Source organism: Amycolatopsis sp. NPDC114505 (genome assembly GCF_055633615.1).
The window spans coordinates 1,879,347-1,904,780 of the sequence record NZ_JBVKDV010000002.1 but is presented as its reverse complement, the minus strand read 5'-3'; the positions used below and the strand labels follow the sequence as shown (position 1 = coordinate 1,904,780).

Sequence of the window (25,434 nt, the reverse complement as noted above, 5' to 3'; positions counted from 1 at the left end):
CCGGGTCATGGAAACAATTCCCTCGGAGGTAAGCACGCGGGTCAGCGCAGCCGCCGCCAGGCTTCGCGGCGCCGGCGCTGGGCCTCCGGGTCCGCCACCGGCGCCGCCGACAGCAGCCGCCGCGTGTACGGGTGCGCCGGTCCCGTCAGCACCTCCTTCGTCGGGCCCTGCTCGACGACGTGCCCCCGGTGCATCACCGCGACCCGGTCGGCCAGCTGCTCGATCACCGCCAGGTCGTGGCTGATGAACAGGCACGCGAACCCGAACTCGCGCCGCAGGTCGCGGAGCAGGTCGAGGACCTTCGCCTGGATGGTGACGTCGAGCGCGCTCGTCGGTTCGTCGGCCACCAGCAGGTCCGGGCGCAGCGACAGGGCCCGCGCGATGCACGCGCGCTGGCGCTGGCCGCCCGACAGCTCGTGCGGGTACCGCCCGGCCAGCGACGGCGAGAGCTGGACCGCCGACAGCAGCTCCGCCACCCGTCCGTCCACTTCGGACGAGCGCACGGCCTTGTGCAGCCGCAACGGCGTCGCGACGCTCTCCCCCACCGTCGTCCGCGGGTTGAGCGAGGACAGCGGGTCCTGGAACACCACGCCGATCCGGCGCCGCAGCGCCTTCGCCGCCCGGCCGCGCACCCGGGTGATGTCCGTGTCTCCGATGTGGACGGACCCCGCGGTGGGGGCGAGCAGCCCCGTGACGGCCCGCGCGACGGTGCTCTTGCCCGACCCGGACTCCCCGACGAGCCCGAGCACCTCCCCCGCGCCGACGTGCAGGCTCACGCCTTCGGCGGCGCGGACGGCGATCGCGCGGAACCGGCCGCGGTAGGTCACCGACAGGTCCGCCACGCGCAGCAACGGAGTCTCGGCGGGAACGTCCGGGACTGACGCCGTGGCCGGGTGTTCGGCCGCCGCGACGTGGCCCGGCCCCACCTCGATGTCCGCGGACAGCGCGCGTTCGAGCCCGGTCGTGGCCGTGCTCGACAGCGAGACGACCGAGCCGAGCAGCTGCCGCGTGTAGTCCTCGGCGGGCGCCGAGAAGATCGCGGCGGCGGTGCCCTGCTCGACGACCCGGCCGTCGTGCATCACCACCACGCGGTCGGCCAGGTCGGCGACCACGCCCATGTCGTGCGTGATGAGCAGGATCGCCGTGCCCAGCCGCGAGCGCAGGTCCCGCAGCAGCTCGAGGATCTCCGCCTGCACGGTGACGTCCAGCGCGGTGGTCGGTTCGTCGGCGATCAGCAGCTTCGGCTCGTTCACCACCGCCATCGCGATCACGACCCGCTGCAGCTGCCCGCCGGACAGCTCGTGCGGGTACGACCGGAAGCGCTCGCGCGGGTCCGGCAGCCCGACCAGGCCGAGCAGCTCGATGGCGCGGTCCCGGGCCGCGGCGGCGGTCAGCTCCCGGTGCGTGCGGATCGCCTCGACGAGCTGGTCGCCGACCGTGAACACCGGGTTCAGCGCGCTCATCGGCTCCTGGAACACCATGCCGACGTCGCCGCCGCGGACCGCGCGCAGCTCCGCCGGGGTCATGGCGTAGAGGTCCCGCCCGGCCAGCTCCGCGCGGCCCGTCACGCGGGCCGTGGGCGGGAGCAGGCCGAGCAGGGACATCGCGGTGACCGTCTTGCCGGAGCCGGACTCCCCGACCACCGCGACGACTTCCCCCGCGTCCACGGAGTAGCCGACCCCGCGGACGGCTTCGACGTCCCCGAACGAGACCGCCACGTCGTGCAGCCGCAGGAGCCCGGCTCCGGTCACTGGGCGATCCCGAACTTGCGGTAGTCGACGTAGGCCGGGAAGCGCCCGATCTGGACGTCCCCGACCTGCGACCCGCGCAGGAACGAGTTGCGGGTGTAGATCAGCGGCACGACCGGCGAGTCGGCCAGGATCTTCTTGTCCAGCGCCGCCCACTTCTTGCCGGCCTCGGCCGGGTCCACAGTGGCCTGTGCTTCGGCGATCAGCCTGTCGACCTCGGGGTTGCTGTAGCGGGACTCGTTGTACCCGCCGTTGCCGATCTCGGTCGACTGGAACAGCGGCTGGATGTTCGCGTTGGCCGACGGGATGTCGGGCTGCCACGAGGTGAGCGTCAGGTCGTAGTCCGACAGGCCCTTGGTGTCCACTTCGGACGTGTAGGTGTCCGTGTCGAGCGGCTTGATCGTCACCTTGATGTTCGCCCGCGCCAGGGACGCCTGGATCGCCGCGGCCTTCTCCGGGTAGCCGTTTTCGTTGTGCGTGGCCAGGACCAGGCCGTCGATCCCGTTCGGGAAGCCCGCCTCGGCGAGCAGCTGCTTCGCCTTCGCCGGGTCACCGGACGGCGGCGCCGGGAAGAGGTCGTACTGCTCGCGGCCCTGCAGGCCGGGCGTGATCAGCGTCGTGGCGACGTCGCCGGCCAGCTGCGCGCTGCCCGCGCTCGCGACCTGGTAGGCGGCCTTGTCCACGGCGTACTGGAACGCCTCGCGCACCTTCGGGTTGGTCAGGTTCCCGCGCTGGGTGTTGAGCGAAAGGTAGGCCAGCGCACCGGATTCCGACGTCACGAGCCGGGACTTCGCCGACGCGTTGCCCTGGATCTGGGCCAGCTGGGCGGGCGAGGCGAACGACATCCCGAAGGCGTTCCGGTCCTTGCCGGTGTCGTCGATGAGCCGCTTCGAGATGACGCTGGTGTCCTGCCCGAGCTCGAAGTCGATGGTGTCCGGGTACGCCTTGCGCGTGGTGTCCTCGTCGCGGCTCCAGTTCGGGTTGCGCACCAGCTTGGCCGACTTGCCGCGCTCGTAGCTCTGCAGCTGGTACGGCCCCGACGCGACCGGGTGGTCGTTGTAGTTCGCTTCGGCGCCCTTGCCCTTGGGCACCGGCGAGAACGCCGGCGTGCTGGCGACCCAGTTGAAGTCGCCGTACGCGCGGGCGAGGTGGAAGACGATCGTCTTCGCGTCCGGCGTCTGGATGGTGTCGAGCTCCTTTCCGCCGTCGAACGGGCCCTTGTAGGCGAGGCCCGGCGAGAGCAGGTCCTTGTGGTAGGCCAGCCCACCGGAGAAGGCAGGGGCGAACGAACGCTCGAGGCCCCACTTGACGTCTTCGCTCTTGATCGGCGTGCCGTCGGCGTACTTGAGGTTGTCCTTGAGGGTGAACGTCCAGGTCTTGCCGCCGTCGCTCGGCTTCCCGGTGTCGGTGGCCAGGTCGGGCACGATCGTGGTGTCCTTGCCCGGCGCGACGTCCCACGACGTCAGGCGCCGGTGGATCAGCCCGAGCGTGGTGACGACGAGGTTGGAGCTCTTCGCCGGGTCCCAGGTGATCGACGGCGCGTCGTTGAGCAGGACGAGGTTCCCGCCCGGCTTGACGGCACCGCCCTGGGCGGCCGGCGTGTCGTTGGCCCCGCACGCCGTCAGCAGCGTGACGGCGGCCAGCACCCCCGCGGCGAACCGCAGCTGTTTCATCGTGTCCCCTTCAGACGAGGCGGGCTCGCGGATCGAGCGCGCCGTAGCAGAGATCGACCAGGAAGTTCAGGAGCGTGACCAGCAGCGCGGAGAACAGGGTCACGCCCAGCAGCACCGGCAGGTTGAGCGACGAGATCGCGTCGACGAGCAGCCGCCCGACCCCGGCCATGCCGAAGATCCGCTCGGTGATCACGGTGCCGGCCAGCAGCGCGCCGAGGTCGACGCCGAACACGGTGATCACCGGCAGCAGGACGTTGCGCAAGGCGTGGCGCCCCACCACCTTCCGCTCGGTGAGCCCCTTGGCCCGCGCGGTGCGGATGTAGTCCTCGCCGAGGGTTTCGAGCATCTGGCCGCGCGTGAGCCGCGCGTAGATCGCCGCGTGCAGGAAGGCCAGCACGAACCACGGCAGCACGAGGTGCCACGCCCACTGCACGGGATCCTCGGTCAGCGGCACGTACCCGTTCTTCGGGACGACGTCGAGGGCGAACGCGAAGATCGTGATGCCGATCATCCCGGCCAGGTAGGCCGGCATCGACACGCCGGCCATCGCGGCGGCCATGGTGACGCGGTCGACGGCGGATCCCCGGCGTAGCGCGGAAAGCACGCCGAGCCCGACCCCGAGGACGATCCAGATCACGGCCGCGCCCAGTGCGACCGAGAAGCTGACCCCGACCCGGCTGCCGATCTCGCTCAGGACGTCGACGTTGTTCTGGAAGTCGTAGCCGAAGCACGGCGCGGCGCAGTGGATCGCGGCGGCGCCGGTGCCGAACGCGCGGCCGCCGAAGATGCCGCCGAGGAAGTCGAAGAACTGCTGGTACCACGGGCTGTTGTAGCCCATGAACTCCCGCGCCATGGCGAGGCTCTCCGGCGAGCACGGGCGGCCGCAGGCCATCCGCGCCGGGTCGGCGGGCAGGACGTAGAACACCACGAACGTCACGAAGGCGACGACGAGCAGGACCAGCAGCATCCCGGCGAAGCGGGTCGCGACGAAGCGGGCGGTGCGCATCAGGCGGTACCCCCCGACCGCGGGTCGAGGGTGTCGCGGATCGCGTCGCCGACGACGTTGAAGGCCAGGGTGACGAGGAACAGCATCAGCCCGGGGAAGACGAGGTACATCGGGTCCGTCTCGAAGAAGTCGATGGCCGCGCTGATCGTGCGGCCCCAGCTCGGGGTGGGCGGCAGGACACCGACGCCGAGGAACGAGAGCGCGGCTTCGCTGCCGATCATCGACGGGATGGACAGGCTGGCGACGACGATGATCGGCGCCCAGAGGTTGGGCAGCAGCTCCTTCGTGAGCACGTGCCACGGACCGCCGCCGACGGCCCGCGCGGCGGCGACGAAGTCGCGCTTGGCCAGCGTCAGGGCCTGGGCCCGCACGATGCGGGCGATGCGCGGCCAGCCGAAGAGCCCGAGGACCACGACGAGCGTGATCTGACGCGGGAAGTCCACCGGCAGGACCGCCCCGAGCGCGATCATGAAGATCAGGTAGGGGAAGCCGAGGATGACGTCGGCGGTCCAGGTGACCGCCCGGTCCCACCAGCCGCCGAGGTAGCCGGCGCTCACCCCGACCACGACGCCGAGCGCGGTGGCCAGCACGGTCGCGCCGAGCCCGACCAGCAGCGACGTCCGGGCACCGTGCGCGACGAGCGCGAAGAGGTCGACGCCGGTCAGCGGCTCGACGCCGAACCAGTGCGCACCGCTGACCCCGCCGAGCGTGCCCGCGGGCAGCCCGGTGGGACCGAGCGTGGCGATGTCCGGGGTGAGGCTCTGGCCTTCGACCAGGACGAACAGGTCGGCACCGGCGGCGACGAGCACGATCAGGACGGCCAGCACCGCACAGGCGGACGTCCACCGCCCGGACCGGACGGCGCGCCACACGGCGGCGGGCAGCGAGCGCGCCGCGAGTGGCGGGAGGGAGGGGGCGGACACAGCACCTCAAGTTCAGCCGATCGAGTGACGATCGGGACCTTAAGGAGTTTTTCCGTGATCGATCCACCGTCTCACCATGTGGACGGCAAGTCCCTCACGGGTGTGGGGTTTTGTCTTGTTCGCCCCGGTTTTCGGTCAGGATGCGGACGCGTCCCGCGTACGAGGTCAGCGCCGGCAGTGGCGACGGGAGTCCGGGCACCGCTCGAGTGCCGGCCCGGACCGGCAAACCGGTACCCGGTCGCCACGTCGGTGCTGAACCTGCCGGCCGCCAGGTCACGCGGAGACCTTCGGTCAGGATGCGGACGCGCTCCCCCGGAACCGGGTCAACCGCAGGCTGTTCGACACCACCAGGCAGCTCGACATCGCCATCGCCGCGCCCGCGATCATCGGGTTGAGCAAGCCCGCCGCGGCCAGTGGGAGCGCCGCCACGTTGTACGCCAGTGCCCAGAACAGGTTCGCCTTGATCGTCGCCAGCGTGCGGCGGCTCAGGCGGATCGCGTCCACCGCCGCCAGGAGGTCGCCGCGGACCAGGGTCAGGTCGCTCGCCTCGATCGCCGCGTCCGTGCCCGTGCCGATCGCCAGGCCCAGGTCCGCCGTCGCGAGCGCCGCCGCGTCGTTGACGCCGTCGCCGATCATCGCGACCACCCGGCCCTCGGCCTGCATCCCCTGGATCACTTCGACCTTCTGCTCCGGGGACACGCCCGCGATCACGTCGGTGATCCCGGCCTCGCGGCCGATCGCGCGGGCGACCGTCTCGTTGTCGCCGGTCAGCAGCACCGGGTTCAGGCCGAGCCGGCGCAGCTGGAACACCGCGGGCGCCGACGTCGGCTTGACGCTGTCCGCCACCACCAGCACCGCGTGCGCCAGCCCGTCCCAGGCGAGGATCACCGCGGTGTTCCCCTCCTGCTCGGCCCGTTCCTTCGCGCGCAGCAACGACTGCGGCAGCCGGACGTTCAACCGCCGCAACAACTCCGGGCGGCCGATGACGACGCGGTGGCCCTCGACCCGGCCCAGCACACCGAACCCGGCCACCGTGCGGAACTCCCGCACCTGGCCCACCCAGCCGAACCGCTTGACCGCCGCGGCCGTGACGGCGACCGCGATCGGGTGCTCCGACGCGTTTTCCAGCGCCCCGGCCAGCTGGAGCGCGAGGTCGCGCGGCGTGCCATCGTCGGTCCGGACGGCGGCCAGGCTCATCTTGCCCGTGGTGACGGTGCCCGTCTTGTCGAGCACGACGGTGTCGACCCGCCGCGTCGACTCGAGCATCTCCGGGCCCTTCACCAGCACGCCGAGCTGCGCGCCGCGGCCGGTGCCCACGAGCAGCGCGGTCGGCGTCGCCAGCCCGAGGGCGCACGGGCACGCGATGATCAGCACGGCGACGGCGGCGGTGAACGCGGCCGCGGTCTCCGCGCCGGAGACGAGCCAGAACACCAGCGTGGCCAGGGAAAGCGCCATCACCACCGGTACGAACACCGCCGACACGCGGTCGGCGAGCCGCTGCACGTCCGCCTTGCCGCTCTGGGCCCGCTCCACCATGGCGGCGATCCGCGCCAGCCGCGTGTCGCCGCCGACGCGGGTGGCGCGCACGACGAGCCGGCCGCTCATGTTCACCGTCGCGCCCACGACTTCAGCGCCGGCCGCGACTTCGACGGGCACCGCTTCCCCGGTGACCAGGCTCAGGTCGACCGCCGACGTCCCGTCTTCGATGACGCCGTCGGTGGCGATCTTCTCACCCGGGCGAACGACGAACCGATCGCCGACGCGCAGTTCGTCGATCGGGATCCGCTCTTCGCGGCCGTCGCGCAGCACGCAGACGGACTTCGCGCCGAGATCGAGCAACGCCCGCAACGCGGCTCCGGCGCGCCGGCGTGAGCGCGCTTCGAAGAACCGGCCGGCCAGGATGAACAGCGTGACGCCGGTGGCGACCTCGAGGTAGATCCCGTCGACGTCGTGGTCGGCGGCGAGGGTGAAGTCGAACTCGTGGCGCATCCCGATCTCACCCGCGCCGCCGAGCAGCAGCGCGTACAGCGACCAGAGGTAGGCCGCGGCGACCCCGATCGAGACGAGGGTGTCCATCGTCGCCGTCCGGTGCTTCAGGTTCGCCCACGCCGCCCGGTGCAGCGGCCCCGCGCCCCAGATCACGACGGGCGTCGCGAGCACCAGCGACACCCACTGCCAGGCCGGGAACTGCAGCACGGGCACCATCGCGAGCACGATGACCGGCACCGCGAGGACGGCCGACACGAGCAGCCGCCGCCGCACGGGATCGTGCGCCGGAATGGGAACCGCCGCCGGTTCCGGCGGGCGGGCGGTGTACCCGGCGGCTTCGATCGTCGCGACGACGTCCTCGACCGTGAGCGACGCCGGAACCGAGACGACGGCCTTCGCGGTGGCGTAGTTGACGGTCGCGCGGACGCCGTCGACGCGGTTGAGCTTGCGTTCGATCCGCGCGGCGCACGAGCCGCACGTCATGCCGCCCACCACCAGCTCCACGTCGCGCGGCGGCCGCAGCGCGGCGATGGGCGCGGTGACCGGGTCGCGCAGGTACCCGCTGGTCATCGGACGAGCTGGTAGCCCGCGACCCGGACGGCGCTCTCGACGTGCTCGAGGACCAGGGCCGATTCACTGGTGACGACGACGCGGCCGGCCGGCACGTCGACGTCGACCGCCCGGACGCCGGGCAGCTCGCCGAGCTCTTCGCGGACCGAAGCGGCGCAGTGCCCGCAAGTCATCCCTGTCACCGCGTACGTACTCTGAGTCATCATCGCGCCTTCCGGCCGTGGCCTTCCCGAGATCGGGCAGTGGCCTTGCCGTAACAAGGTCGGGCGGTGGGCTCGGATGGTTCCCGCGAATTTCGCCCAAGATCATCTTCAACCGTTCCGGCCCGGCAGCCGTATCAGCGGGTGTGAGGCCACTGCGTGCGGATGACGACGAAATCACGTCCTGGGCCCGGCTCGCCGGCCGCGGCGACCAGGTCGCGCTGGAGCACTTCGTGCGCGCGACGCAGCCGCACGTCCGGCGATTCGTGGCGAGCCTGGGCGACGCGCAGACCGCGGACGACCTGGTCCAGGAGACCTACCTGCGGGCGCTGGGCTCGTTGAGCCGCTTCAAGGGCGAGTCGTCGGCCCGCACGTGGCTGCTGTCGATCGCCCGCCGAGCGGTCGCCGACCACATCCGCGCGGCTCGCTGCCGCCCGCGCTCGGCGTCCGCGGCCGACTGGCAGACCCTGTCCGAACGCGACGAGCCGTCGACGCGGTCGCTGCTGGAGGAGCAGGTGGTCCTAGACCAGCTGGTCGGGGCGCTGGACCCCGAGCGGCGGGACGCGTTCGTGCTCACCCAGGCCCTCGGGCTGTCGTACGCGGACGCCGCCCAGGTGTGCGGGTGCCCGGTCGGCACGATCCGCTCGCGCGTCGCCCGGGCCCGCGACGACCTCCTCGCCGCGATGGCCGACGCGCCCTCCCGGCGCAGCGCCGTCGTCTGATCCGCGGGAACCGGGCCGGGCTCATGAGCGACTATCTAGGCGTGGACTGCGCACTTTTCCGGGAATCGCTGTCGGCCGCGATGGACGGCGAGACCGGCCCCCTGCCCGAGGCCGAAGTCGACCGCCACCTGCGGAGCTGCGGCGCGTGCCAGGCCTGGCGGGACCAGGCCCAGCGGTTGCGCCGCTCGATGGTGCGCCAGGCGCCCGCGGTGCCGGACCTGACGGCCGCGATCCTCGAGCGAGCACCGCTGCCGTCCCGCGAGAAGTGGGCGGCGCGGGTCGCGCTGGGTCTGGTCGGGCTCGTCCAGTCCGGCCTCGGGTTCGCCGAGTTCCTGGTCCCCGCGGACGCGCACGCGGCACACGCGGGGGCGATCCACCTGAGCAACGAGAGCGCGGCGTGGAACCTGGCCCTGGGCATCGGACTGCTGTGGGCGGCCCTCCGACCCTGGACCGCGGGGGCGCAGTTGCCGCTGGTCGCCGGTTTCGCGCTGGTGCTGGGGGTGGCGTCGGTGATCGACGTGTCCGACGGCCAGGTCGGTGCCGGGCGCCTGCTGACGCACAGTCTGCTGGTGGTGGGGCTGGTGCTGATGTTCGTGGTCCACCGCGAACACCGCCGGCAGCCGGCGCCCGCGCCGTTGAACGCCGACGCGCTGGGGACCGAGGAGGAGGTGCGGCTTCCGTCGCAGGACGCGCCGGCGCCGCTCGCTCCGGTCCGCAGCCGGTTCCCCCGCAGGCCGGCGAGCCGCCACCGCGCGGCCTGACGCCGTCAGCTTCCACCGCGGCCGGTCGTGAGTGAGAAACAGGGTTAGAACACTGTTTCTCACTCACGACCTACAGCATCGCCAGCAGCATCACGGTCGTGCCGAGGCCCATCAGGGCGTCCGCACCCCACCCGGCCGTCCGGACCGGCGGCAACGCGACGCGCACCCCGTCGATCGCCCGGGCCAGGAACGCCAACCCCGCCAAGCAGAACGCGATCGCGAGCACCACCGCGACCACCACGACGTCGACCGGCACCCCACCCCCGGCCGACGGCAGCGCCATCGCCATGCCTTCCATCCCCGGCATGTCCATCGTCGTCGCCGCGCCGCTGCCCACCATCGCGCGGGGCATCGCGAGCACCATCCACGCCATCGCCGCCATCATCACCGCGTGGTAGCCCGGGTGCCACCGGTCGCCGTGGGCGGTGCCCCGGAAGACGGCCACCGCGAACCACGCCGTGGCGACGCCGAACAGGGCCAGCTGCGGCAGCCGGGCGAAGCTCATCGTCGCCGGCCACACCATCGCGACCATGCCCGCGCACATCGCCGCGTGCAGCACGTCGCCGAAGCGGCTCGTCGCCGGTCCCTGCCGGAAACACCGGTACACGCAGAAAACCCCCGTCGCCACAAAGACAATCGTCAGGATCCACCGCAACCCCGTCGCCTCGATCACGACGCCACCTCCTGACGACGAGCCGCGACGATCAGGTCCACGACGAGCAAACCCAGCAGGGACAAGCCGAACACCGGCAGGTAGTAGCCGACGACCGCGGTCACGACCAGCACGGGCGCGAGCACCCGGCCCGGGATCCGCCGCCAGGTCCCGCGCGACGGCGGACGGCCGGCGCGCGCGTCGCCTCGGGTCGGGCGGCGCAGCCACCACATCCGGTAGCCCCAGACGATCACCGCGATCAGCCCGAGCGCCAGCGCCGTCAGCACGATCTGGTTGGCGACGCCGAACAGCAGGCCCATGTGCGCGTCGATCCCCCACCGCGCCAGCTTCGCCGCCAGCGAGTAGTCGGCGAACGGCAGCGTGTCGGTGATCCGCCCGGTCGCCGGGTCGACGGCCATCGAATCCGCCTTCGTCGGCCAGTCGCGGCCGACCTGTTGCACCACATAAGCCTTGCCCGGCGCGGACGGCGGGCGGATCTCCACCGGGTCCGCCAGCCCGGCCCGCGCCGTCGCCGCGCGCACCGCGTCCACGCCGACGTCCTGGCCCGGGGACTCAGGAAGCGCCGTGGACACCGACGGCGTCGTCCAGTCCAGCTGCGAGCGCAGCTCGCTGATGCTCGCGCCCGCGTGCTCGGACCACGTCAGCCCGGTGGCCGACAGGACCAGCAGCCCGGCCGCGATCACCAGGCCGGTCGTGCGGTGCCACGACAGCAGCCGCCCTCGCGCACTCCGTGACGACTTGCGCTTCCCCAGCCACAGCACCAGCCCGGCCAGCACGACCACCCACAGCCAGCTGGCCGCGAGCTCGCTGTACCACCGGCCGACGTCGCCCAGGTGCAGGCTGCGGTGCAGGGTGTCGACCCAGCCGCGCACCGGCATCGCCTGCCCCGAACCGTAGGTTTCCAGCTGCCCGCGCACCTCCGCGGTGTGCGGGTCGACGAAGACCGTCCAGTGGTAGCTGGCCTCGAGCCCGGGACGGTTGAAGATCACTTGCGTCGCGTCGGTAGGCGTGGGCCCGGGCCGGATGCCGGTCACGGTCCCGTCGGGCACGGCGGCCCGCGCGACGGCGGCCTGCCGCTCCAGCGGGACGACGCCGGGCGCGGCCGGGACGTGCAGTTCGTGGTCGTAGACGGCCTGCTCCAGCTGCGGCGTCCAGACGTAGGCCAGCCCCGTCACGGCGGCGACCAGCAGGAACGGCCCGATGAACACCCCGGCGTAGAAGTGCAGGCGCAGCACCAGCGGCCGGATCGCCGCCCAGGTGACCCGCGGTGGTGTCGCCGGCTCGGCCGTGCGCTCGTCGCTCTGGTCGATCGACATCGAGCTCCCTTCTCCTCGAGCGGCGCACCGCTCCAGTAGAAGGTCGGCTGGACCCGGCCATCGGTTCCCGGGAATCCCGGCGCACCACGTCAAGCCGTTCCACCCGCCGGGCGGAGGCCCGCGACGCCGCGCTCGACGGGATCGTTCACCGCTTCGAAGGTTCGGCGCCGGTCACGCCGACCCGACCGTCCTTTGTAGACTCAGCCGACGATTCGCCAGAACGCTTCCCGTTCCCGGCGCGACAACGGCACTCTCGGCACGTCCGCCGGCCGCGGGACCGGCACGGCCACGCCGGGCTCGAACGGCGGGACCGGCGGCACCAGCACCCACCCGAAGCCGGTGAACGCCCGGGTCAGCGCGTCGATCATCCGCTTCATCGTGCACCCCTTCCGCCGTCCGGACATTGTCGGCCCCGCGGGCCCGCCGGCCCAGTGCGTCCACATCCTGAAAGCAGGTGCGCCGCGGCCCGGGCACCGGATAGCTGTGGAGCCATGACTTCTCGCAGCCTGCACGTCGCGGTGGAGATCGACGGCGCCGACCCGGTCGCCGACGTCGTCACCGCCGCCGAACGCGGTGGCTTCACGTTCGTCACCTTCGACGACTCGCCCGCCGGTGGCCGGCGGGCCGAGGCGACCACCCGCGCCGCCTACGTCTCGACGCTGACCGACCGGATCGGGCTCGCGCCGGCCGCGAACGTCACCACCGCCGAGCCGTTCCACCTGGCCGCCCAGCTGGCGAGCCTCGACCACGCTTCGCACGGGCGCGCCGCCTGGGTCGTCGGCGCCGACAGCTCGGCCGAAGCGCTGGCCACCGTCGGCGGGTCGCGGCTCGACCCGGACGCACTGCACCACGAAGTCGCCGAAGTCGTCGAGGTCGTGCGGCGGCTGTGGGACTCCTGGGACGACGACGCCGTCATCAAGGACGTCGCCACCGGGCGGTACCTCGACCCGGACAAGGTGCACCACGTCGACTTCACCGGCACGCGGTTCTCGGTCAAGGGCCCGCTGATCACGCCCCGGCCGCCGCAGGGCAGGCCCGTCGTGCTGGCCGACGGCTCGCTGGCCGAAGCCGCCCGCCCGGACATCGTCCTCGTCGGCGGCACCGGCCTCGACGACGTCCGCACCCGCGCCCGGCAGGCCCGCGAGACCGGCGCTCCGCTCGTCTTCGCGGAGGTCGAGGTCGTTCTCGGCGCCGCCGAGCGCCGGCCACCCGGGGATCGCCTGCGCTACACCGGATCCGCACCCGGACTCACCGAGCTGCTCGGCTGGCTGGCCACCAGCGTCGACGGCGTCCGGCTGCACCCCGCGGACCTCGCCGCCGACCTGCCGGTGCTGACCGGCGAGGTGCTGCCCGCGCTGCGCACCGAAGGACTGCTCTGCTCACCGGAACCGGGCGCCACCTTGCGCACTTCGCTCGGCCTCGCCCGTCCGGTGAGCCTGTTCGCGACCGGCGGTGCCGCATGAGCGCGCGGCTGCACCTGGGCGTGTTCTACACCGGCGTCGGCCCGCACTACCTGTGGGACGACCCGTCGAACGCGGCGCACACCGAGATCGAGACCTACGTCTCCGTCGCGCGGACGCTCGAACGCGGCCTGTTCGACGCCTTCTTCCTCGGCGAAGGGCTGCGGGTGCGGGAGAACCGCGGCCGCGTGCACGCCCTCGACGTCGCCGGCCGCCCGGACGCGATCACCCAGCTGAGCGCGCTGGCCGGCGCGACGACCCGGATCGGGCTGGTCGCCACGCAGAACACGACGTACAACTTCCCCGCCGACCTCGCCCGCCGGCTGTCCTCTTTGGACCACCTCTCCGGCGGCCGGGCGGGCTGGAACATCGTCACCACCGACAACGCCTGGACGGGCGCCAACTTCCGGCGCGGCGGCTGGCTGGCGCACGAACGCCGCTACGAGCGCGCCGAGCAGTTCGTCGAGGCCGCGCTGGCGCTGTGGTCCGACCGCGGGCCGGTCGCGCGGCACACCGACCTGGTGAACCTGCGCGCGACGCCGACGGTGCCGCCGAGTCCCCAGGGCCGGCCGGTGCTGTTCCAGGCCGGGGACTCCCCCGGCGGCCGCGAGCTGGCGGCGAAGTACGCCGACGTCGTCTTCTCCGCGAACACCGCCTACGACAAGGCCGTCGCCTACGCCGAGGACCTGCGCGCCCGGCTCGCGCGCCACGGCCGGCCCGCCGACGCGGTGCGGATCCTGCCCGGCGCGACCGTCGTCCTGGGCGACACCCCGGCCGACGCTGCCGAGCGGGCCGAGGACATCCGGCGCCGGCAGATCACGCCCCAGCGCGCGCTGGCGTTCCTCGAGCAGTACTGGGGCGAGGACCTCTCGGCGTACGACCCGCACGGCCCACTGCCGGAAATCGAGCCGGCTGACGGGGAGCTCGACCCGTCACGCGGCACGATCTCGATCGAGGACCGGACGGGCAAGTCCGACCGGATCCGCCGGTGGCGGGAGCTGGCCGAGGCGAAGAACCTGTCGATCCACCAGCTCGTCCTCGAGGTGCAACCCCGTCAGCACGGCTTCGTCGGGACGCCGGGGCAGGTCGCCGACGAATGGGCGCGGTACGTGCGCACCCGGGCGGTGGACGGGTTCAACCTCAGCCCGCACCTGGTGCCGGCCGCGCTGGACGACGTCGTCGACCGGCTGGTGCCGGAGCTGCAGGACCGCGGCGTCTACCGGACGGAGTACGAGGGCACGACCCTGCGGGAGCACCTCGACCTGCCGTGACCGCTATTTCTCGTGGAGCTCGATCGCGTTCCCCGCGGGGTCGGCGAGGAAGGACTGGCGCGCGGCGCCGACGGGGACGGGATCGCTGACGTCGAACCCCTCGCCCCGCAGCCGCCGGACCTCCGCGTCGAGGTCGTCGACGAGCACGGCGAAGTGCTGCCCCCGCGCGGGACCCGGCTCCCCGACGACGAGGTGGACCTGCTGGCCCCCGACGTCCAGCCAGGCACCGGGGCGGAGGTTGCCGGGCCGGCCGGTGGAGAGCCGGAAGCCCAGCGCGCGGGTGTAGAAGCCGACGGCCTGGTCGAGGTCGTCGACGACGACCGCCACGTGGTGGATCGCTGGCATAGCGGGGTTTCCGTTCTTCCCGGCCGGTACTCTTTCGTGCACCATATATCGCTTGCCGGTGGACCCGGGGTACCGCAGACTGGGCGGCCGCTGAGCGAATGGGTGGTTCATGCTCGATGTGATCATTGCCGGTGGCGGGCCGACCGGTGCCATGCTGGCCGCGGAACTGCGGCTGCACGACGTGCGGGTCCTCGTCGTGGAGAAGGAGCCCGTGCCGGTTTCGTCGTTCGTCCGCGTGGTGAGCCTGCACGTGCGCAGCCTCGAGCTGATGGCGATGCGCGGACTGCTGGATCGCCTGCTCGAGCACGGAAGACAGCGTCCGGTCGGCGGTGTCTTCGCGGCCATCCCGAAACCCGCGCCCGAGGGCCTGGATTCCGCCTACCAGCTGGGCATCCCGCAGCCGGTCGTCGACCGTCTGCTCGGTGAGCACGCGCTCGACCTGGGCGCGCAGATCCGGCGCGGCAGCGCGGTGACCGGGTTCGAGCAGGACGCCGAGGGGGTGACCGTCGAGCTGGCCGACGGCGAGCGGCTGCGCGCGCGTTACCTAGTCGGCTGCGACGGCGCGCGCAGTGCGGTGCGCAAGCTCCTCGGCGTCGGCTTCCCCGGTGAGCCTTCGCGGACCGACACGCTGATGGGCGAGCTGGAAGTGGGGGCGTCGCCGGCGGAGATCGCGGCCAAGACGGCCGAAGTCCACGAGACCGACAAGATGTTCAGCCTCCGGCCTTTCGGCGAAAGGGTCTACCGCGTGGTCGTCCGCGCCGAGGGAGTCAGCAAGGAGCCGCCCACCCTCGAGGACTTCAAGCAGCAGCTGCGCGCCACCGCCGGAACAGATTTCGGCGTGCACTCCCCGCGCTGGCTGTCCCGCTTCGGCGACGCCACCCGGCTGGTCGAGCGGTACCGGACCGGGCGGGTCCTGCTGGCCGGCGACGCGGCCCACATCCACCCGCCCGCCGGCGGCCAGGGGTTGAACCTGGGTGTCCAGGACGCGGTCAACCTGGGCTGGAAGCTGGCCGCGCACATCAGCGGCCGGGCGCCGGAGGACTTGCTGGACACGTACCACGGCGAACGTCATCCGGTCGCCGAAGACGTCCTGAACAACACGCGGGCGCAGGTGGAGCTGAGCGCGACCGGGCCGGGCCCGCGGGCTGTGCGCAGGCTCCTGACCGAGCTGATGGACTTTGACGAGGTGAACCGGCACCTGATCGAGAAGATCACCGCGCTGGGCATCCGTTACGACTTCGGCCCGGGGCCCGACCTGCTCGGCCGCCGCCTGCGCGACCTCGACCTGAAACAGGGCCGGCTCTACGACCAGCTGCGCGAGGGCCGCGGACTGGTGCTGGACCGCACGGAGAGGCTGGCGGTCGAGGGCTGGTCGGACCGGGTGGACCTCATCGCGGACCCGACGGCGGCTGTGGACGTCCCGGCGGTGTTGGTCCGCCCTGACGGCTACGTCGCCTGGATCGGCGAGGACCAGGAGGGGCTGAACGGTCAGCTGGCCCGCTGGTTCGGCGAGCCTGACGGCTGATCCGCCGCTAGCCGTCCGCGGGGCGAGGCAGCCGGATCCTGATCGGTCCCCGCCACTCGCCGTCCGGGTCGAGTGGCCGGCCGCGCTGGGTCAGCTGCACCCGGCCCGCGCGGGCCAGCTCGCGAGCCACCTCCCGTGCCTCCGGCAGCAGCGGACGCCACTCCTCGGCCACCGCTCTCGCCGCGTCCGACGGGCACGTGCTGCTCTCCGCGCCGCGCCCCGTGGCCAGGGCCAGCACCGCCGCCCGCAGCCGGTCCGCGGAACTCCCCGCGGTCAGCGCCACGGCGGCCTCCTCCGCGCCCGGACCACCGCCCGCGCGGATTCGCTCCAACTCCCGTCGTGGCGCCGATCGCACAGCGTCCGACCCTAGTGCGTCTCCGTGGAATACCCGCCGTCGATCGCGAACGTCGCACCCGTGATGTTTCCCGCCACCCGGTCGCTCGCCAGGAACGCCGCCAGGTTCGCGACCTCCGACGGTTGCGTGAATCGCCCGGTGACCGCGTGCGAAGCCGCTTCCTCCGCGACCGCCTCGGGGTTCGCGCCCGTGCTCGCCGCGATCGTTTCGGCGACGCCGCCGCTGCCGAGCCACAGTCGCGTCGCCACCGGGCCCGGGTTGATCGCGTTGGCGCGGATGCCGTGCGGGCCGAACTCCTTCGACACCGACTTCGTGAAGTTGACCAGCGCCGCCTTCGCCGCGCTGTAGTCGATGACGCCGGGGTCGGGCAGGCTCGCGTTGATCGAGGCGATCGTGACGACGCTGCCGCGACCGGCCGTCACCATCGCCGGTAGCACCGCCCGCGTGGCCCGGATCGCGCTGAGGAGGTTCAACGTCAGCGACCGGGTCCATTCGTCGTCGGTGACCAGCAGGAAGCCGTTCGGCCTCGGCGTGACCGCGCCGACGTTGTTGACCAGGACGTCGATCCGGCCGAACTCGGTCAGCGCCAGCTCCGCGAGCCGGCCCGGCCCCTCGGCGGTGCCGAGGTCGACGGCCAGGGTGTGCGCCTTCCCGGCCCGGGCGAGGGCCTCCAGGTCCGGCCCCGGGTCGCGGGCGCCGGCGACGACGTGGGCTCCCTCGGCGGCCAGGGTTTCGGCGACGGCCAGGCCGATCCCCCGGCTCGCACCGGTGACGACGGCGACCGCGCCGTCCAGTCCGAGATCCACCCGCCTAGATCCCGTGCTCGCGCAGCCAGCCGAGCACGGCGTCGGCGACCTCGCGCCAGCCGTTGTCGATGGTGAGCGAGTGGCCGCGGCCCTCGAACTGCTTAAGCTCGGTGACGGCGGTGGAATCCCGGTACTGCTTGAGCGTGGAACGCGTGACGACGTCCGGGACGGTGTGGTCCGCGGTGCCGGAGATCAGCAGGAGCGGGCCGCGGTCCTCGCGGTGGGTGTCGACCTTCGCCTCGGAGTGCATCACGAAGTTGGCGGCCGCGGCCTGGAACAGCGGCCGGGCCGGCGACGGGATCGTCCAGCGCCGGAAGAGCTCCGAGGACTCCTCGTCCGACAGCGCGTTGCCGAAGCCGAACCGGAACTCCTTCTCGGTCAGCGAAACGGCCCGGTGCAGGTTGGCGGGGTTGCCCAGCGCCGGCAGCCCGGCGCGCAGCTGCGCCAGCGGCAGGGGCAGGACGCCCTTGATCTGGGCGGGGTCGATGGCGACGCCGGCCAGGCCGATGCCCTGGCCCAGCAGCTTCTCGGTGATCAGGCCACCGAACGAGTGGCCGATGATCACCGGCGGCCGGCCGAGGCCGGCGATGATCGAGGCGTAGTGGCCGGTGGCGTCGTCGATCCCGATGTCCGCGACGGCGTCGGGGTTCTCCCTGGCCTGTTCGACGGTTTCGGGCTCCTGCGGCCAGCCCGGGGCGACCGGCTCGTACCCGGCCGCCCGGAAGTGCTCGATCCAGGGCGTCCACGAGGTGGCGTGCAGCCACAGTCCGTGGATGAACACGACAGGGGTGCGGCCCGGCTCGGCCATCGGATCCTCCAGTTCGCGGGGGCTTTCCCCCAAGCCAACACGACCCGCGGCCCCCGCGTCCAAGACCTGTCGGGTCCGCATCGATAGCCGTGGTGGCATCGTTGACGCACTGCCTCACTCCCTTCGCGCCGGAAGGCCCGCATGGACCTCGACCTCAGGCTGGTGCGGTACTTCGTCACCGTCGCCGACGAGCTGCACTTCGGACGGGCCGCCACCAGGCTGTTCATCAGCCAGCCGACGCTGTCCAAGCAGATCCGCCGGCTCGAAGCCGACGTCGGCGCGCCCCTGCTGGTGCGCGACAGCCGCCACGTCGCGCTGACCCCGCGCGGCGAGCGGTTCCTGCAGCTCGCCCGGCAGCTGCTGGCCACCGCCGACCAGATGCTGCGCGAACCCGCGCCGGACCACCTGCGGGTCGCCCACATCTTCGAGCTGGACACCAGCCGGGTCGTCGCCGACGCCTTCCTCGCCGCCCACCCCGGGGTCCGGCTCGTGCAGAGCCAGATGGACAGCGCCCGCCAGCTCACCGCGCTGCTCGAGGACCACCTCGACGTCGCGATCATCCGCGTCACCACCGGCCTCAAGACCGAATACCCGGCCGGCTGGCGGCACGCCCTGCTGCGGCTCGAGCCGTTCTGGCTGGTCGGCAGGCCCGGCGACCCGAGCCGGCCGGCCGCGTCGCTGCACGAGCGGCCCCTCGAGGTCTTCGCGGACGGCCCGGGCACGGCGCTGTACAACGTGCACGGCCGGTACCTGAGCTCCTGGGAGCAGCACACCGGCGTCGCCCTGCGCTGGCTGGGCAACCCCGGCACGTTCGACAACTGCCACGCCGCCGTCAGCCGCGCGCGGGACAGCGCTTACCTGCTCGAGTTCGACAGCTACGCCCGCCGCTACGCCGACCGCGGCCTCCCGGTCCACCGGCCCCGCGAGCTGCAGCCGGTCTACCCGTGGTCGCTGGCCTGGCGGGACGGCGAGCCGCCGGAGACCGTCCGGGCCTACCTGCGGATCGCGCGGGAGACCGCCGGGCAGCGCGGCTGGCTCCACCCCGAGCACGCGGACACCGCTCCGCTGTGGGTCCCGCCGGAAGACCTCACGACCGCCTAGCTCAGAGCTCCCCCGCGCGCTCGTACAGCGCCCGCACGGGGTCGGTGAACGCGGCGCCGCTGAGGTCCGTGGTCACGCCGTCCTCGGTCATCGTTCCCCGGCTCGTGACGCTGAAGATCGTCCCCTTGCCTGTCGCGGGGTCGAAGTCCCGCAGCCACGGGCCGCCGCTGGAGCCGCCGGCGAGGTCGCAGCCGGTGTTCCACGTCGTCGTGACCGAGTTGGACTCGAGCGTGGCGGGCCGGGCGCAGGAGAACAACGCCTCGCCGCCGGCCGCCTTCGAGACCGGGTAGCCGAGCATGGTGGTGTCCACAGGGGACGGTGGCCGCTCGAACGAGACGTCCTGGGTGCCCGCGACGTCGGCGGCGTGGTGCCCGTCGACCGGGTCCAGGGCGAGCACGGCGTCGTCGTCGGTCCCGCTCGTCGGGCCCGAATAGGTGCTCGACCAGGCGAAGGCCCGGACCGGGAACACCCCGTGCGGCGCCTTCCCGTGGTCGTAGCCCGGGACGAACACGACGTTGACGATCTTGATCGGGTTGTCGAACCGGTCCAGGCCGCCGTTGACGCAGTGCCCGGCGGTCAGCGCGACGTCCTGGGTGGCGCTGGGAACCACGGTCGCGGTGCAGGACTCGTCGACGCCGGGTACGGCGGTGAAGAACAGCCGCCCGACGCCCGCCGGCACCGCCCCCGGCCATTCCCGGCCGATCTTCTCGGCCGGGGGCAGCCAGTCGGCGCCCACCCACTGCCGCATCCGCTCCGGCGTCCAGTGGGCCAGCGCGGCGGCGCGGTCCGCCGCGCTCACCCGGGTCACCACCTGGTCGCCGGCCGCGTCCACCGGCGGGGCCACCGCCGTGGCACCGATGGCGACCAGCAGGGCCAGGACGAGACGCCGCTTCGTGAAGATCATGAACGGTGGACGGTTCAGCCGGCGGCGAGGTTGCCCGCGACCACGATGACGTGCAGCGTCCGCGGCCCGTGCACGCCCTCCACCCGGGTCAGCTCGATGTCGCTGGTCGCGCTCGGACCGCTGATCCACGTCTGCGGCCGCGCCGGGTCCAGCGCGGCCACCGCTTCCGGCACCCCGGCCACGATCCGGTCTTCCGGCAGCACGCAGACGTGCACGTCCGGCACCAGGCTCAGCGCCCGCCGGCCCTGGCCGGGGCCGTGGTCGAGCACGATGGTCCCGGTCGTCGCGATGCCCAGCGCGGCCGTGGTGACGACCGCGTCGGCCTCGGTCAGCCCGGCCTGCGACGCGGCCACGCCGATGTCGAACGGAAAGCCGTCCGGCACCAGCACTTCGCGCGCCGATCCCAAGGCCGAGCGGATGGCGTCCGGCACCTCGGCGACCGTGCAGCGGGTCAGTGCCGCCCGGTAGTCGACCACGCGCTCGGCGAAGAGGTCGACGTCCGCGGCGGCGCCGGACCGGTATCCGCGCGGGACCGCCGCTTCCGTCCGGTCCGCGTCCCGCAGGGCGCCGCGGACCGCCGCCAGGATGTCCTCGCGTGCCGTCATCGCCGCCGCCACCAGGCGCGGAACGCCTCCCGCGGCGGGGCCGGGAGGTCGCGCGCGGTCGTCCACAGCGAACCGGGCCACGGCAGGCGGGACAGTCCGCGACGGCCGCCCGGCAGCACGCGGCGGCCGAAGCGGTGCGCGAGGCCGAGGCCGCGTTCGGCCAGCCCCAGCCTTCGCGCGTCGGACAGCACCCACGACGCCGATTTCATCGCCACCGCCTCGGGTTTCGGTGCTCCGCCGCGATGCGCGTCGACCACCTGGGACCGCAGGTGCACCAGGACCTCGGGGATGTCGATGCGCACCGGGCAGGCCTCGAAGCAGGCGCCGCAGAGGCTGGAGGCGTACGGCAGGGAGTCGGTCTGCTCATCGACGCCGACGCCCTTGAGCAGCGGGTTGAGGATCGCGCCGATCGGCCCGGGGTAGACCGAGCCGTAGGCGTGCCCGCCGGTCCGCTCGTACACCGGGCAGACGTTGAGGCACGCCGAGCAGCGGATGCAGCGCAGCGCCTGCCGGCCGACCTCGTCGGCGAGCGCGCGCGTGCGGCCGTTGTCGAGCAGCACGACGTGCGTCTCCCGCGGCCCGTCGCCGGGCGTGACACCCGACCACGTCGAGGTGTACGGGTTCATCCGCTCCCCCGTGCTGGAACGCGGCAGGAGCTGGAGGAACACGTCCAGGTCGGACCACGTGGGCACGACCTTTTCGATGCCCACCACCGAAACGAGCACCTCGGGCAGCGTCAGGCACATGCGGCCGTTGCCCTCGGACTCGACGACCACGAGCGTGCCGCTCTCGGCGACGGCGAAGTTCGCGCCCGAGACGGCCATCTTCGCCCGCAGGAACTTCTCCCGAAGGTGCAGCCGGGCCGCGCCGGCGAGCTCGGCCGGGTCATCGGTGAGCCCGTCGGGCGCCGGACGGCCCGCCGCGGCCATCTCACGGCGGAAGATCTCCCGGATCTCCGCGCGGTTGCGGTGGATCGCCGGCACGAGGATGTGGCTGGGCAGGTCGTCGCCGAGCTGCACGATGAGCTCGGCGAGGTCGGTTTCCCACGCGGTGACGCCGTGTTCGGCGAGGGCCTCGTTGAGCCCGATCTCCTGCGTCGCCATGGACTTGACCTTGACGACCTCGTCGACGCCGTGGTCGCGCGCGATGCGGGCGACGATGTCGCAGGCCTCCCGGGCGTCGCGGGCCCAGTGGACGGTCGCTCCCCCGGCCCGCAGGGCGGCTTCGAGCGTCAGCAGGTGCTCGTCGAGGCGGCGCAGGGTGTTGTCCTTGATCGCCGCGCCCGCCAGGCGCAGCTCCTCCCACTCGGCCACCTCGCCGACGACGGCCGCGCGCTTGGCGCGGATCGTGCCGGTGGCGTGGGCGAGGTTGCGACGCAGCTGGGTGTCGGCAAGCGCTTCCCGGGCCGCCGATGGGAACGCGGGCATGCCGACGAACGTGGCGCTCACGCGTCCCCCTCGGTCGAAGCCAGCACGTCGGCCAGGTGCAGCACGCGGACGCCGGAGCGCTGCCGCGACAGCAGGCCGCCGATGTGCAGCAGGCAGGAGTTGTCGCCGGCGACGAGCACCTCGGCGCCGGTGTCCTGGACGTGCCGCGCCTTGTCCGAGCCCATCGCGGTGGACGTCTCGGCGTTCTTGAGCGCGAAGGTGCCGCCGAAGCCGCAGCATTCGTCGGCCCGGGGCAGCTCGACCAGGTCCAGTCCGCGCACCTTTCGCAGCAGCCGCAGCGGCTTGTCGCCGACGCCGAGCATGCGCAGCGAATGGCAGGTCGGGTGGTAGGTGACGCGGTGCGGGAAGTACGCGTCCACGTCGGTCACGCCGAGGACGTCAACGAGGAACTCGCTCAGCTCGTAGACCTTCGGCCCGCTCTCGGCCAGCCGGGGATCACCGGCTCGGCGCGCGACCAGGCCGTGCTGGTGACGCGCCGAGCCCGCGCAGGAACCGGACGGCGTGACGATGTAGTCGTAGCCGGCGAACGCCCGCGCGAAGGCGCGGACCATGGGCACGGCTTCGTCGAGGTAGCCGGTGTTGACCATCGGCTGGCCGCAGCAGGTCTGCGCCTCGGGGAAGTCCGCGTCGACGCCGAGGCGGCGCAGCAACCGGAACACCGCCTTGCCCGTGTCCGGGAAGAGCGAGTCGTTGATGCAGGTGACGAGCACGGCGACCTTCATGCGTGCCCTCCGGATCGAAACGTTTCAACACCTCGTGCGGCGACGCTACTACGTGCTCGCCGGACAAGTCAACGCGCTGATTTCTACGTTTCAATAGATCACGGGCGACCGAGCACCGCGGCCGTGAACCCGGCCGCCTCGGCGAGCGCCACGAGGTCGCCGGACCGGGCGGCCGGCAGGAGCACGAGCGGGTAGCAGTCGGACTCGATGTCGAGGACGGCGAGCGCGGTGCCGGTGCCGCGCAGCCGCTCCCCCGCCTGCTCGAGGAACTCGTACGTCGGCAGGTCGCTCTCCCCCAGTGACGCCCACAGCTCGTCCGCGCCCGGCGCGGAGCGCAACGCCCGCAGCCGACCCGCGATCTCGTCGGGCGCTTCCTTCCAGTCGACCTCGGCCAGCAGGCCGTGGTCGGCGAGCGCGTCCACGAGCGCGATCCACGGCAGCCCCGGGAAGGGCTCGTCGATGCCGCGGTCGTCGAGCCGGTCGGCGTGCTCCACCAGGTAGGCGCCGGGGTCGTCGTGGGCGGCCGCCGCACGGGCGGGCACCCGCGGGGCGTCGGGCGCCAGCAGGGTGGCCACCGCCACGAGCGCGTCGCGAGCCGGTGTGGTCATCGATGTCCTCCAGGGGTGCTCGGCCGCAGGGATGATCGCACGCCGCCGAACCACCGGACCCGCTGACCGGGACCTCACCGGTTCAGACCAATTTCACCCGAGCTTGATCGAGCAAGATCCCGCGGCGCTACCGGACCGACCCGATCACGGGTGATCCTGTCGGTTCCCCGCCCCGGATCGACCGAGGGATGTGGCCATGAAGGTCTCCCGGTTCCTTTGTCTCACCGTCGTTTTCGCGCTCCTGACCGCACTCGTCGCACCGGCCGCCGAAGCGGGGCAGACCGCGTTGCGCGCGGCCGATCCCAGCGTGCTGCGGGTCGGCTCCACCTACGTCGCCGTGCAGTCGTCCGGGGGTGGGATCGTGGTGCGGCAGGCCACGTCACCCGACGGCCTGGCCGGTGCGCCCGCCCGGCGGATCTGGTCGGACAGCCGCGGCCGCGGCGAGGTGTGGGCGCCGGAGATCGTCACCGACGGCGGCCGGTTCTACGTCTACTTCTCGGCCGGAACCGGTGCGGCGCACCGGATGTACGTGATCAGCTCCGCCGTCGCCGACAGCGGCTACACGGCCGAGACCCAGCTCGCGCTGCCCGACGGCAAGTGGGCCATCGACGGCACGCTGTTCACCTTCGGCGGGCAGCGGTGGTTCGTCTGGTCGGGCTGGGCCGGCGACACCAACGTCGAGCAGAACCTCTACATCGCGCGGATGAGCTCCCCGACGACGCCGACCGGCGCACGGTACGTCATCTCCCAGCCGCGGGAGAGCTGGGAACGCGTGGTGGGCAACCCGTTCATCAACGAGGCCCCTTCGGTGATCAAGGATCCCGGCGGGCAGCTGCACATCGTCTACTCGGCCAACGGCAGCTGGAGCGACCAGTACTGCCTCGCCGAGGTCCGGCTGCGCGCCGGCGGCGACCCGACGTACGTCTGGGACTGGTACAAGTCGAACGGCTGCCTGTTCGGCTCGCATCGCGAGACGATGATGGCCGGCTGGGACCCGACGCTGTACGTCGACGGGCCGGGCAGCCACAGCTTCGTCCTGCTGAACGGCGACATCGCGACCAGCCCGCCGGCCGGGCCGAAGTTCCCGCTGATGTTCCACGCCGTCCCCAAGGGCACGCCGTACTCGTGGGCCAACCGCTACTGGTACACGGGGACGTTCTGCTGGTGGGGTTCGACGACGTACCGCCGCGCCAACGTCCCCGGCGCGAACACCGACACCGGCTGGAGCCTCAAGTTCTTCGAGTGAGCGGACTCACCGGCGCACGCTGAGGCCGTCGAGGATGAGGGCCAGCATCGACGGCGACCGGTCCTCCGGCCCCGACGCGGCCCGCCAGAGCGCGCCGGTGAGCTGCAGGAAGTCGCGGGGGTCGGCGTCGGCGCGGATGGTGCCGTCGCCCTTGCCGGCGTCGAGCAGCCGCGTGATGGCGGCGATGACCGGGCCGTAGGTCTGCTCGCTGATCGCCTGGTGCGCGCCGGGGCTGAGCGCGTCGCCGAGGCCGTGCTTCTTCCGCATGGCGACCACCAGGTCGACCGTCCACTGCCGCAGCGCCTCCAGCGGGGCCAGCTCGGCGAGCAGGTCCGGGACGGACGCGATGAGCCGGTCGACTTCGTTCTGGTAGATGGCCAGCACGAGGGCCTCACGGGTCGGGAAGTTGCGGTACAGCGTGCCGGGCCCGACGCCGGCGAGCTGCGCGATCCGGTTCATCGAGACGTCGCTGCCCTCGGCGAAAGCTTCGCGCGCGACCTCCAGGATGCGAGCCCGGTTTTCCCGCGCGTCCGAGCGAACCATGTGCCGTCCTTGCTATCCGGAGAAGTCTCCACTAACGTATGTGGAGAGCTCTCCGGAAGCTTAGACGAGCGGCGCGCGCGACGCCAACTCCCACTCCCATCCTTGT

26 protein-coding genes are annotated in these 25,434 nt (G+C 72.6%); 7 read left to right on the top strand and 19 right to left on the bottom strand.

Going from position 1 to position 25,434, the window contains the following annotated elements; all coding sequences use genetic code 11:
• Nucleotides 1–41: 41 nt before the first annotated feature.
• From ACZ7OU_RS26845 to ACZ7OU_RS26820, 6 genes are all read right to left on the bottom strand, one after another.
• Nucleotides 42–1,751: an ABC transporter ATP-binding protein gene (locus ACZ7OU_RS26845; protein ID WP_470257216.1), complete on the bottom strand. Its 1,710-nt coding sequence runs from the start codon at nucleotides 1,749–1,751 to the stop codon at nucleotides 42–44.
• The gene (locus ACZ7OU_RS26840; protein WP_470257215.1) at nucleotides 1,748–3,421 is read right to left on the bottom strand and encodes an ABC transporter substrate-binding protein; all 1,674 of its coding nucleotides are present in this window, start codon (nucleotides 3,419–3,421) and stop codon (nucleotides 1,748–1,750) included. Before ACZ7OU_RS26840 ends, ACZ7OU_RS26845 begins: the two co-directional genes overlap by 4 nt.
• Nucleotides 3,422–3,431: 10 nt before the next feature.
• The gene (locus ACZ7OU_RS26835; RefSeq protein ID WP_470257214.1) at nucleotides 3,432–4,427 is read right to left on the bottom strand and encodes an ABC transporter permease; all 996 of its coding nucleotides are present in this window, start codon (nucleotides 4,425–4,427) and stop codon (nucleotides 3,432–3,434) included.
• On the bottom strand, nucleotides 4,427–5,350 hold the full coding sequence (locus ACZ7OU_RS26830; RefSeq protein ID WP_470237327.1) for an ABC transporter permease: 924 nt from the start codon (nucleotides 5,348–5,350) through the stop codon (nucleotides 4,427–4,429). The genes ACZ7OU_RS26835 and ACZ7OU_RS26830 overlap by 1 nt, the downstream gene beginning before the upstream one ends.
• A 291-nt stretch (nucleotides 5,351–5,641) precedes the next feature.
• On the bottom strand, nucleotides 5,642–7,822 hold the full coding sequence (locus tag ACZ7OU_RS26825; RefSeq protein ID WP_470257660.1) for a heavy metal translocating P-type ATPase: 2,181 nt from the start codon (nucleotides 7,820–7,822) through the stop codon (nucleotides 5,642–5,644).
• Nucleotides 7,823–7,905: 83 nt separating this feature from the next.
• The gene (locus ACZ7OU_RS26820; protein WP_470237328.1) at nucleotides 7,906–8,112 is read right to left on the bottom strand and encodes a heavy-metal-associated domain-containing protein; all 207 of its coding nucleotides are present in this window, start codon (nucleotides 8,110–8,112) and stop codon (nucleotides 7,906–7,908) included.
• Between the two features lie 143 nt (nucleotides 8,113–8,255).
• Here ACZ7OU_RS26820 and ACZ7OU_RS26815 point away from each other — a divergent pair, with 143 nt between their 5' ends.
• The gene (locus tag ACZ7OU_RS26815) at nucleotides 8,256–8,831 is read left to right on the top strand and encodes a sigma-70 family RNA polymerase sigma factor (protein ID WP_470257213.1); all 576 of its coding nucleotides are present in this window, start codon (nucleotides 8,256–8,258) and stop codon (nucleotides 8,829–8,831) included.
• Between the two features lie 41 nt (nucleotides 8,832–8,872).
• Nucleotides 8,873–9,592 carry a zf-HC2 domain-containing protein gene (locus tag ACZ7OU_RS26810; protein WP_470257212.1) on the top strand — a complete coding sequence of 240 codons (720 nt, stop codon included), beginning with the start codon at nucleotides 8,873–8,875 and terminating at the stop codon, nucleotides 9,590–9,592.
• Between the two features lie 70 nt (nucleotides 9,593–9,662).
• Here the strand turns inward: ACZ7OU_RS26810 and ACZ7OU_RS26805 are convergent, their stop codons facing one another.
• The 3 genes from ACZ7OU_RS26805 to ACZ7OU_RS26795 form a co-directional block, all read right to left on the bottom strand.
• Nucleotides 9,663–10,265, bottom strand: coding sequence for a DUF5134 domain-containing protein (locus tag ACZ7OU_RS26805; RefSeq protein ID WP_470257211.1), 603 nt, complete (start codon nucleotides 10,263–10,265; stop codon nucleotides 9,663–9,665).
• Nucleotides 10,262–11,581, bottom strand: coding sequence for a PepSY-associated TM helix domain-containing protein (locus ACZ7OU_RS26800; RefSeq protein WP_470257210.1), 1,320 nt, complete (start codon nucleotides 11,579–11,581; stop codon nucleotides 10,262–10,264). The genes ACZ7OU_RS26805 and ACZ7OU_RS26800 overlap by 4 nt, the downstream gene beginning before the upstream one ends.
• A gap of 200 nt (nucleotides 11,582–11,781) precedes the next feature.
• Complete coding sequence (locus ACZ7OU_RS26795; protein ID WP_470237333.1) at nucleotides 11,782–11,958, bottom strand: hypothetical protein; 177 nt, start codon at nucleotides 11,956–11,958, stop codon at nucleotides 11,782–11,784.
• A gap of 114 nt (nucleotides 11,959–12,072) precedes the next feature.
• Between ACZ7OU_RS26795 and ACZ7OU_RS26790 the strand changes: the two genes are divergently transcribed.
• On the top strand, nucleotides 12,073–13,044 hold the full coding sequence (locus ACZ7OU_RS26790; RefSeq protein WP_470257209.1) for an LLM class flavin-dependent oxidoreductase: 972 nt from the start codon (nucleotides 12,073–12,075) through the stop codon (nucleotides 13,042–13,044).
• Nucleotides 13,041–14,312, top strand: coding sequence for an LLM class flavin-dependent oxidoreductase (locus ACZ7OU_RS26785; RefSeq protein WP_470257208.1), 1,272 nt, complete (start codon nucleotides 13,041–13,043; stop codon nucleotides 14,310–14,312). Before ACZ7OU_RS26790 ends, ACZ7OU_RS26785 begins: the two co-directional genes overlap by 4 nt.
• 3 nt (nucleotides 14,313–14,315) lie before the next feature.
• Here the strand turns inward: ACZ7OU_RS26785 and ACZ7OU_RS26780 are convergent, their stop codons facing one another.
• Nucleotides 14,316–14,657 carry a VOC family protein gene (locus ACZ7OU_RS26780; protein ID WP_470237336.1) on the bottom strand — a complete coding sequence of 114 codons (342 nt, stop codon included), beginning with the start codon at nucleotides 14,655–14,657 and terminating at the stop codon, nucleotides 14,316–14,318.
• 109 nt (nucleotides 14,658–14,766) lie between these two features.
• Between ACZ7OU_RS26780 and ACZ7OU_RS26775 the strand changes: the two genes are divergently transcribed.
• Nucleotides 14,767–16,182: an FAD-dependent monooxygenase gene (locus ACZ7OU_RS26775; protein ID WP_470257207.1), complete on the top strand. Its 1,416-nt coding sequence runs from the start codon at nucleotides 14,767–14,769 to the stop codon at nucleotides 16,180–16,182.
• Nucleotides 16,183–16,189: 7 nt separating this feature from the next.
• On the opposite strand, the gene ACZ7OU_RS26770 is transcribed toward ACZ7OU_RS26775, so the two are convergent.
• The 3 genes from ACZ7OU_RS26770 to ACZ7OU_RS26760 all read right to left on the bottom strand — a co-directional run bounded on the left by ACZ7OU_RS26770 (nucleotide 16,190) and on the right by ACZ7OU_RS26760 (nucleotide 18,151).
• Nucleotides 16,190–16,465, bottom strand: a complete 276-nt coding sequence (locus tag ACZ7OU_RS26770) for a DUF3253 domain-containing protein (protein ID WP_470257206.1) — start codon at nucleotides 16,463–16,465, stop codon at nucleotides 16,190–16,192.
• An 83-nt stretch (nucleotides 16,466–16,548) separates the two neighbouring features.
• On the bottom strand, nucleotides 16,549–17,343 hold the full coding sequence (locus ACZ7OU_RS26765; RefSeq protein WP_470237339.1) for an SDR family NAD(P)-dependent oxidoreductase: 795 nt from the start codon (nucleotides 17,341–17,343) through the stop codon (nucleotides 16,549–16,551).
• A 4-nt stretch (nucleotides 17,344–17,347) separates the two neighbouring features.
• A complete protein-coding gene (locus ACZ7OU_RS26760; RefSeq protein WP_470257205.1) occupies nucleotides 17,348–18,151 on the bottom strand; it encodes an alpha/beta hydrolase in 804 nt (267 codons plus the stop codon).
• Nucleotides 18,152–18,292: 141 nt separating this feature from the next.
• Between ACZ7OU_RS26760 and ACZ7OU_RS26755 the strand changes: the two genes are divergently transcribed.
• A complete protein-coding gene (locus tag ACZ7OU_RS26755; RefSeq protein WP_470257204.1) occupies nucleotides 18,293–19,252 on the top strand; it encodes a LysR family transcriptional regulator in 960 nt (319 codons plus the stop codon).
• Between the two features lies 1 nt (nucleotide 19,253).
• On the opposite strand, the gene ACZ7OU_RS26750 is transcribed toward ACZ7OU_RS26755, so the two are convergent.
• From ACZ7OU_RS26750 to ACZ7OU_RS26730, 5 genes are all read right to left on the bottom strand, one after another.
• On the bottom strand, nucleotides 19,254–20,156 hold the full coding sequence (locus ACZ7OU_RS26750; protein ID WP_470257203.1) for a trypsin-like serine peptidase: 903 nt from the start codon (nucleotides 20,154–20,156) through the stop codon (nucleotides 19,254–19,256).
• Nucleotides 20,157–20,170: 14 nt separating this feature from the next.
• On the bottom strand, nucleotides 20,171–20,761 hold the full coding sequence (locus ACZ7OU_RS26745; protein WP_470257202.1) for a LutC/YkgG family protein: 591 nt from the start codon (nucleotides 20,759–20,761) through the stop codon (nucleotides 20,171–20,173).
• On the bottom strand, nucleotides 20,758–22,188 hold the full coding sequence (locus ACZ7OU_RS26740) for a lactate utilization protein B (RefSeq protein ID WP_470257659.1): 1,431 nt from the start codon (nucleotides 22,186–22,188) through the stop codon (nucleotides 20,758–20,760). Before ACZ7OU_RS26740 ends, ACZ7OU_RS26745 begins: the two co-directional genes overlap by 4 nt.
• Before the next feature lie 17 nt (nucleotides 22,189–22,205).
• The gene (locus ACZ7OU_RS26735; protein WP_470257201.1) at nucleotides 22,206–22,931 is read right to left on the bottom strand and encodes a (Fe-S)-binding protein; all 726 of its coding nucleotides are present in this window, start codon (nucleotides 22,929–22,931) and stop codon (nucleotides 22,206–22,208) included.
• Between the two features lie 98 nt (nucleotides 22,932–23,029).
• Entirely contained in the window at nucleotides 23,030–23,539 is a 510-nt protein-coding gene (locus tag ACZ7OU_RS26730; protein ID WP_470257200.1) for a DUF6630 family protein, read from the bottom strand.
• A 196-nt stretch (nucleotides 23,540–23,735) separates the two neighbouring features.
• Here ACZ7OU_RS26730 and ACZ7OU_RS26725 point away from each other — a divergent pair, with 196 nt between their 5' ends.
• A complete protein-coding gene (locus tag ACZ7OU_RS26725; RefSeq protein WP_470257199.1) occupies nucleotides 23,736–24,785 on the top strand; it encodes a glycoside hydrolase family 43 protein in 1,050 nt (349 codons plus the stop codon).
• A gap of 6 nt (nucleotides 24,786–24,791) precedes the next feature.
• Here ACZ7OU_RS26725 and ACZ7OU_RS26720 read toward each other — a convergent pair whose 3' ends face one another.
• Nucleotides 24,792–25,328 carry a TetR/AcrR family transcriptional regulator gene (locus ACZ7OU_RS26720; protein ID WP_470257198.1) on the bottom strand — a complete coding sequence of 179 codons (537 nt, stop codon included), beginning with the start codon at nucleotides 25,326–25,328 and terminating at the stop codon, nucleotides 24,792–24,794.
• Nucleotides 25,329–25,434 lie beyond the last annotated feature (106 nt).

Coding starts and splice junctions, on each gene's coding strand:
- ACZ7OU_RS26835 (WP_470257214.1), bottom strand. CDS start 4,427: ATGCGCACCGCCCGCTTCGTCGCGACCCGCTTCGCCGGGATGCTGCTG.
- ACZ7OU_RS26800 (WP_470257210.1), bottom strand. CDS start 11,581: ATGTCGATCGACCAGAGCGACGAGCGCACGGCCGAGCCGGCGACACCA.
- ACZ7OU_RS26775 (WP_470257207.1), top strand. CDS start 14,767: ATGCTCGATGTGATCATTGCCGGTGGCGGGCCGACCGGTGCCATGCTG.
- ACZ7OU_RS26780 (WP_470237336.1), bottom strand. CDS start 14,657: ATGCCAGCGATCCACCACGTGGCGGTCGTCGTCGACGACCTCGACCAG.
- ACZ7OU_RS26720 (WP_470257198.1), bottom strand. CDS start 25,328: ATGGTTCGCTCGGACGCGCGGGAAAACCGGGCTCGCATCCTGGAGGTC.
- ACZ7OU_RS26785 (WP_470257208.1), top strand. CDS start 13,041: ATGAGCGCGCGGCTGCACCTGGGCGTGTTCTACACCGGCGTCGGCCCG.
- ACZ7OU_RS26740 (WP_470257659.1), bottom strand. CDS start 22,188: ATGCCCGCGTTCCCATCGGCGGCCCGGGAAGCGCTTGCCGACACCCAG.
- ACZ7OU_RS26840 (WP_470257215.1), bottom strand. CDS start 3,421: ATGAAACAGCTGCGGTTCGCCGCGGGGGTGCTGGCCGCCGTCACGCTG.
- ACZ7OU_RS26725 (WP_470257199.1), top strand. CDS start 23,736: ATGAAGGTCTCCCGGTTCCTTTGTCTCACCGTCGTTTTCGCGCTCCTG.
- ACZ7OU_RS26760 (WP_470257205.1), bottom strand. CDS start 18,151: ATGGCCGAGCCGGGCCGCACCCCTGTCGTGTTCATCCACGGACTGTGG.
- ACZ7OU_RS26790 (WP_470257209.1), top strand. CDS start 12,073: ATGACTTCTCGCAGCCTGCACGTCGCGGTGGAGATCGACGGCGCCGAC.
- ACZ7OU_RS26820 (WP_470237328.1), bottom strand. CDS start 8,112: ATGACTCAGAGTACGTACGCGGTGACAGGGATGACTTGCGGGCACTGC.
- ACZ7OU_RS26795 (WP_470237333.1), bottom strand. CDS start 11,958: ATGAAGCGGATGATCGACGCGCTGACCCGGGCGTTCACCGGCTTCGGG.
- ACZ7OU_RS26730 (WP_470257200.1), bottom strand. CDS start 23,539: ATGACCACACCGGCTCGCGACGCGCTCGTGGCGGTGGCCACCCTGCTG.
- ACZ7OU_RS26735 (WP_470257201.1), bottom strand. CDS start 22,931: ATGAAGGTCGCCGTGCTCGTCACCTGCATCAACGACTCGCTCTTCCCG.
- ACZ7OU_RS26745 (WP_470257202.1), bottom strand. CDS start 20,761: ATGACGGCACGCGAGGACATCCTGGCGGCGGTCCGCGGCGCCCTGCGG.
- ACZ7OU_RS26755 (WP_470257204.1), top strand. CDS start 18,293: ATGGACCTCGACCTCAGGCTGGTGCGGTACTTCGTCACCGTCGCCGAC.
- ACZ7OU_RS26750 (WP_470257203.1), bottom strand. CDS start 20,156: ATGATCTTCACGAAGCGGCGTCTCGTCCTGGCCCTGCTGGTCGCCATC.
- ACZ7OU_RS26825 (WP_470257660.1), bottom strand. CDS start 7,822: ATGACGTGCGGCTCGTGCGCCGCGCGGATCGAACGCAAGCTCAACCGC.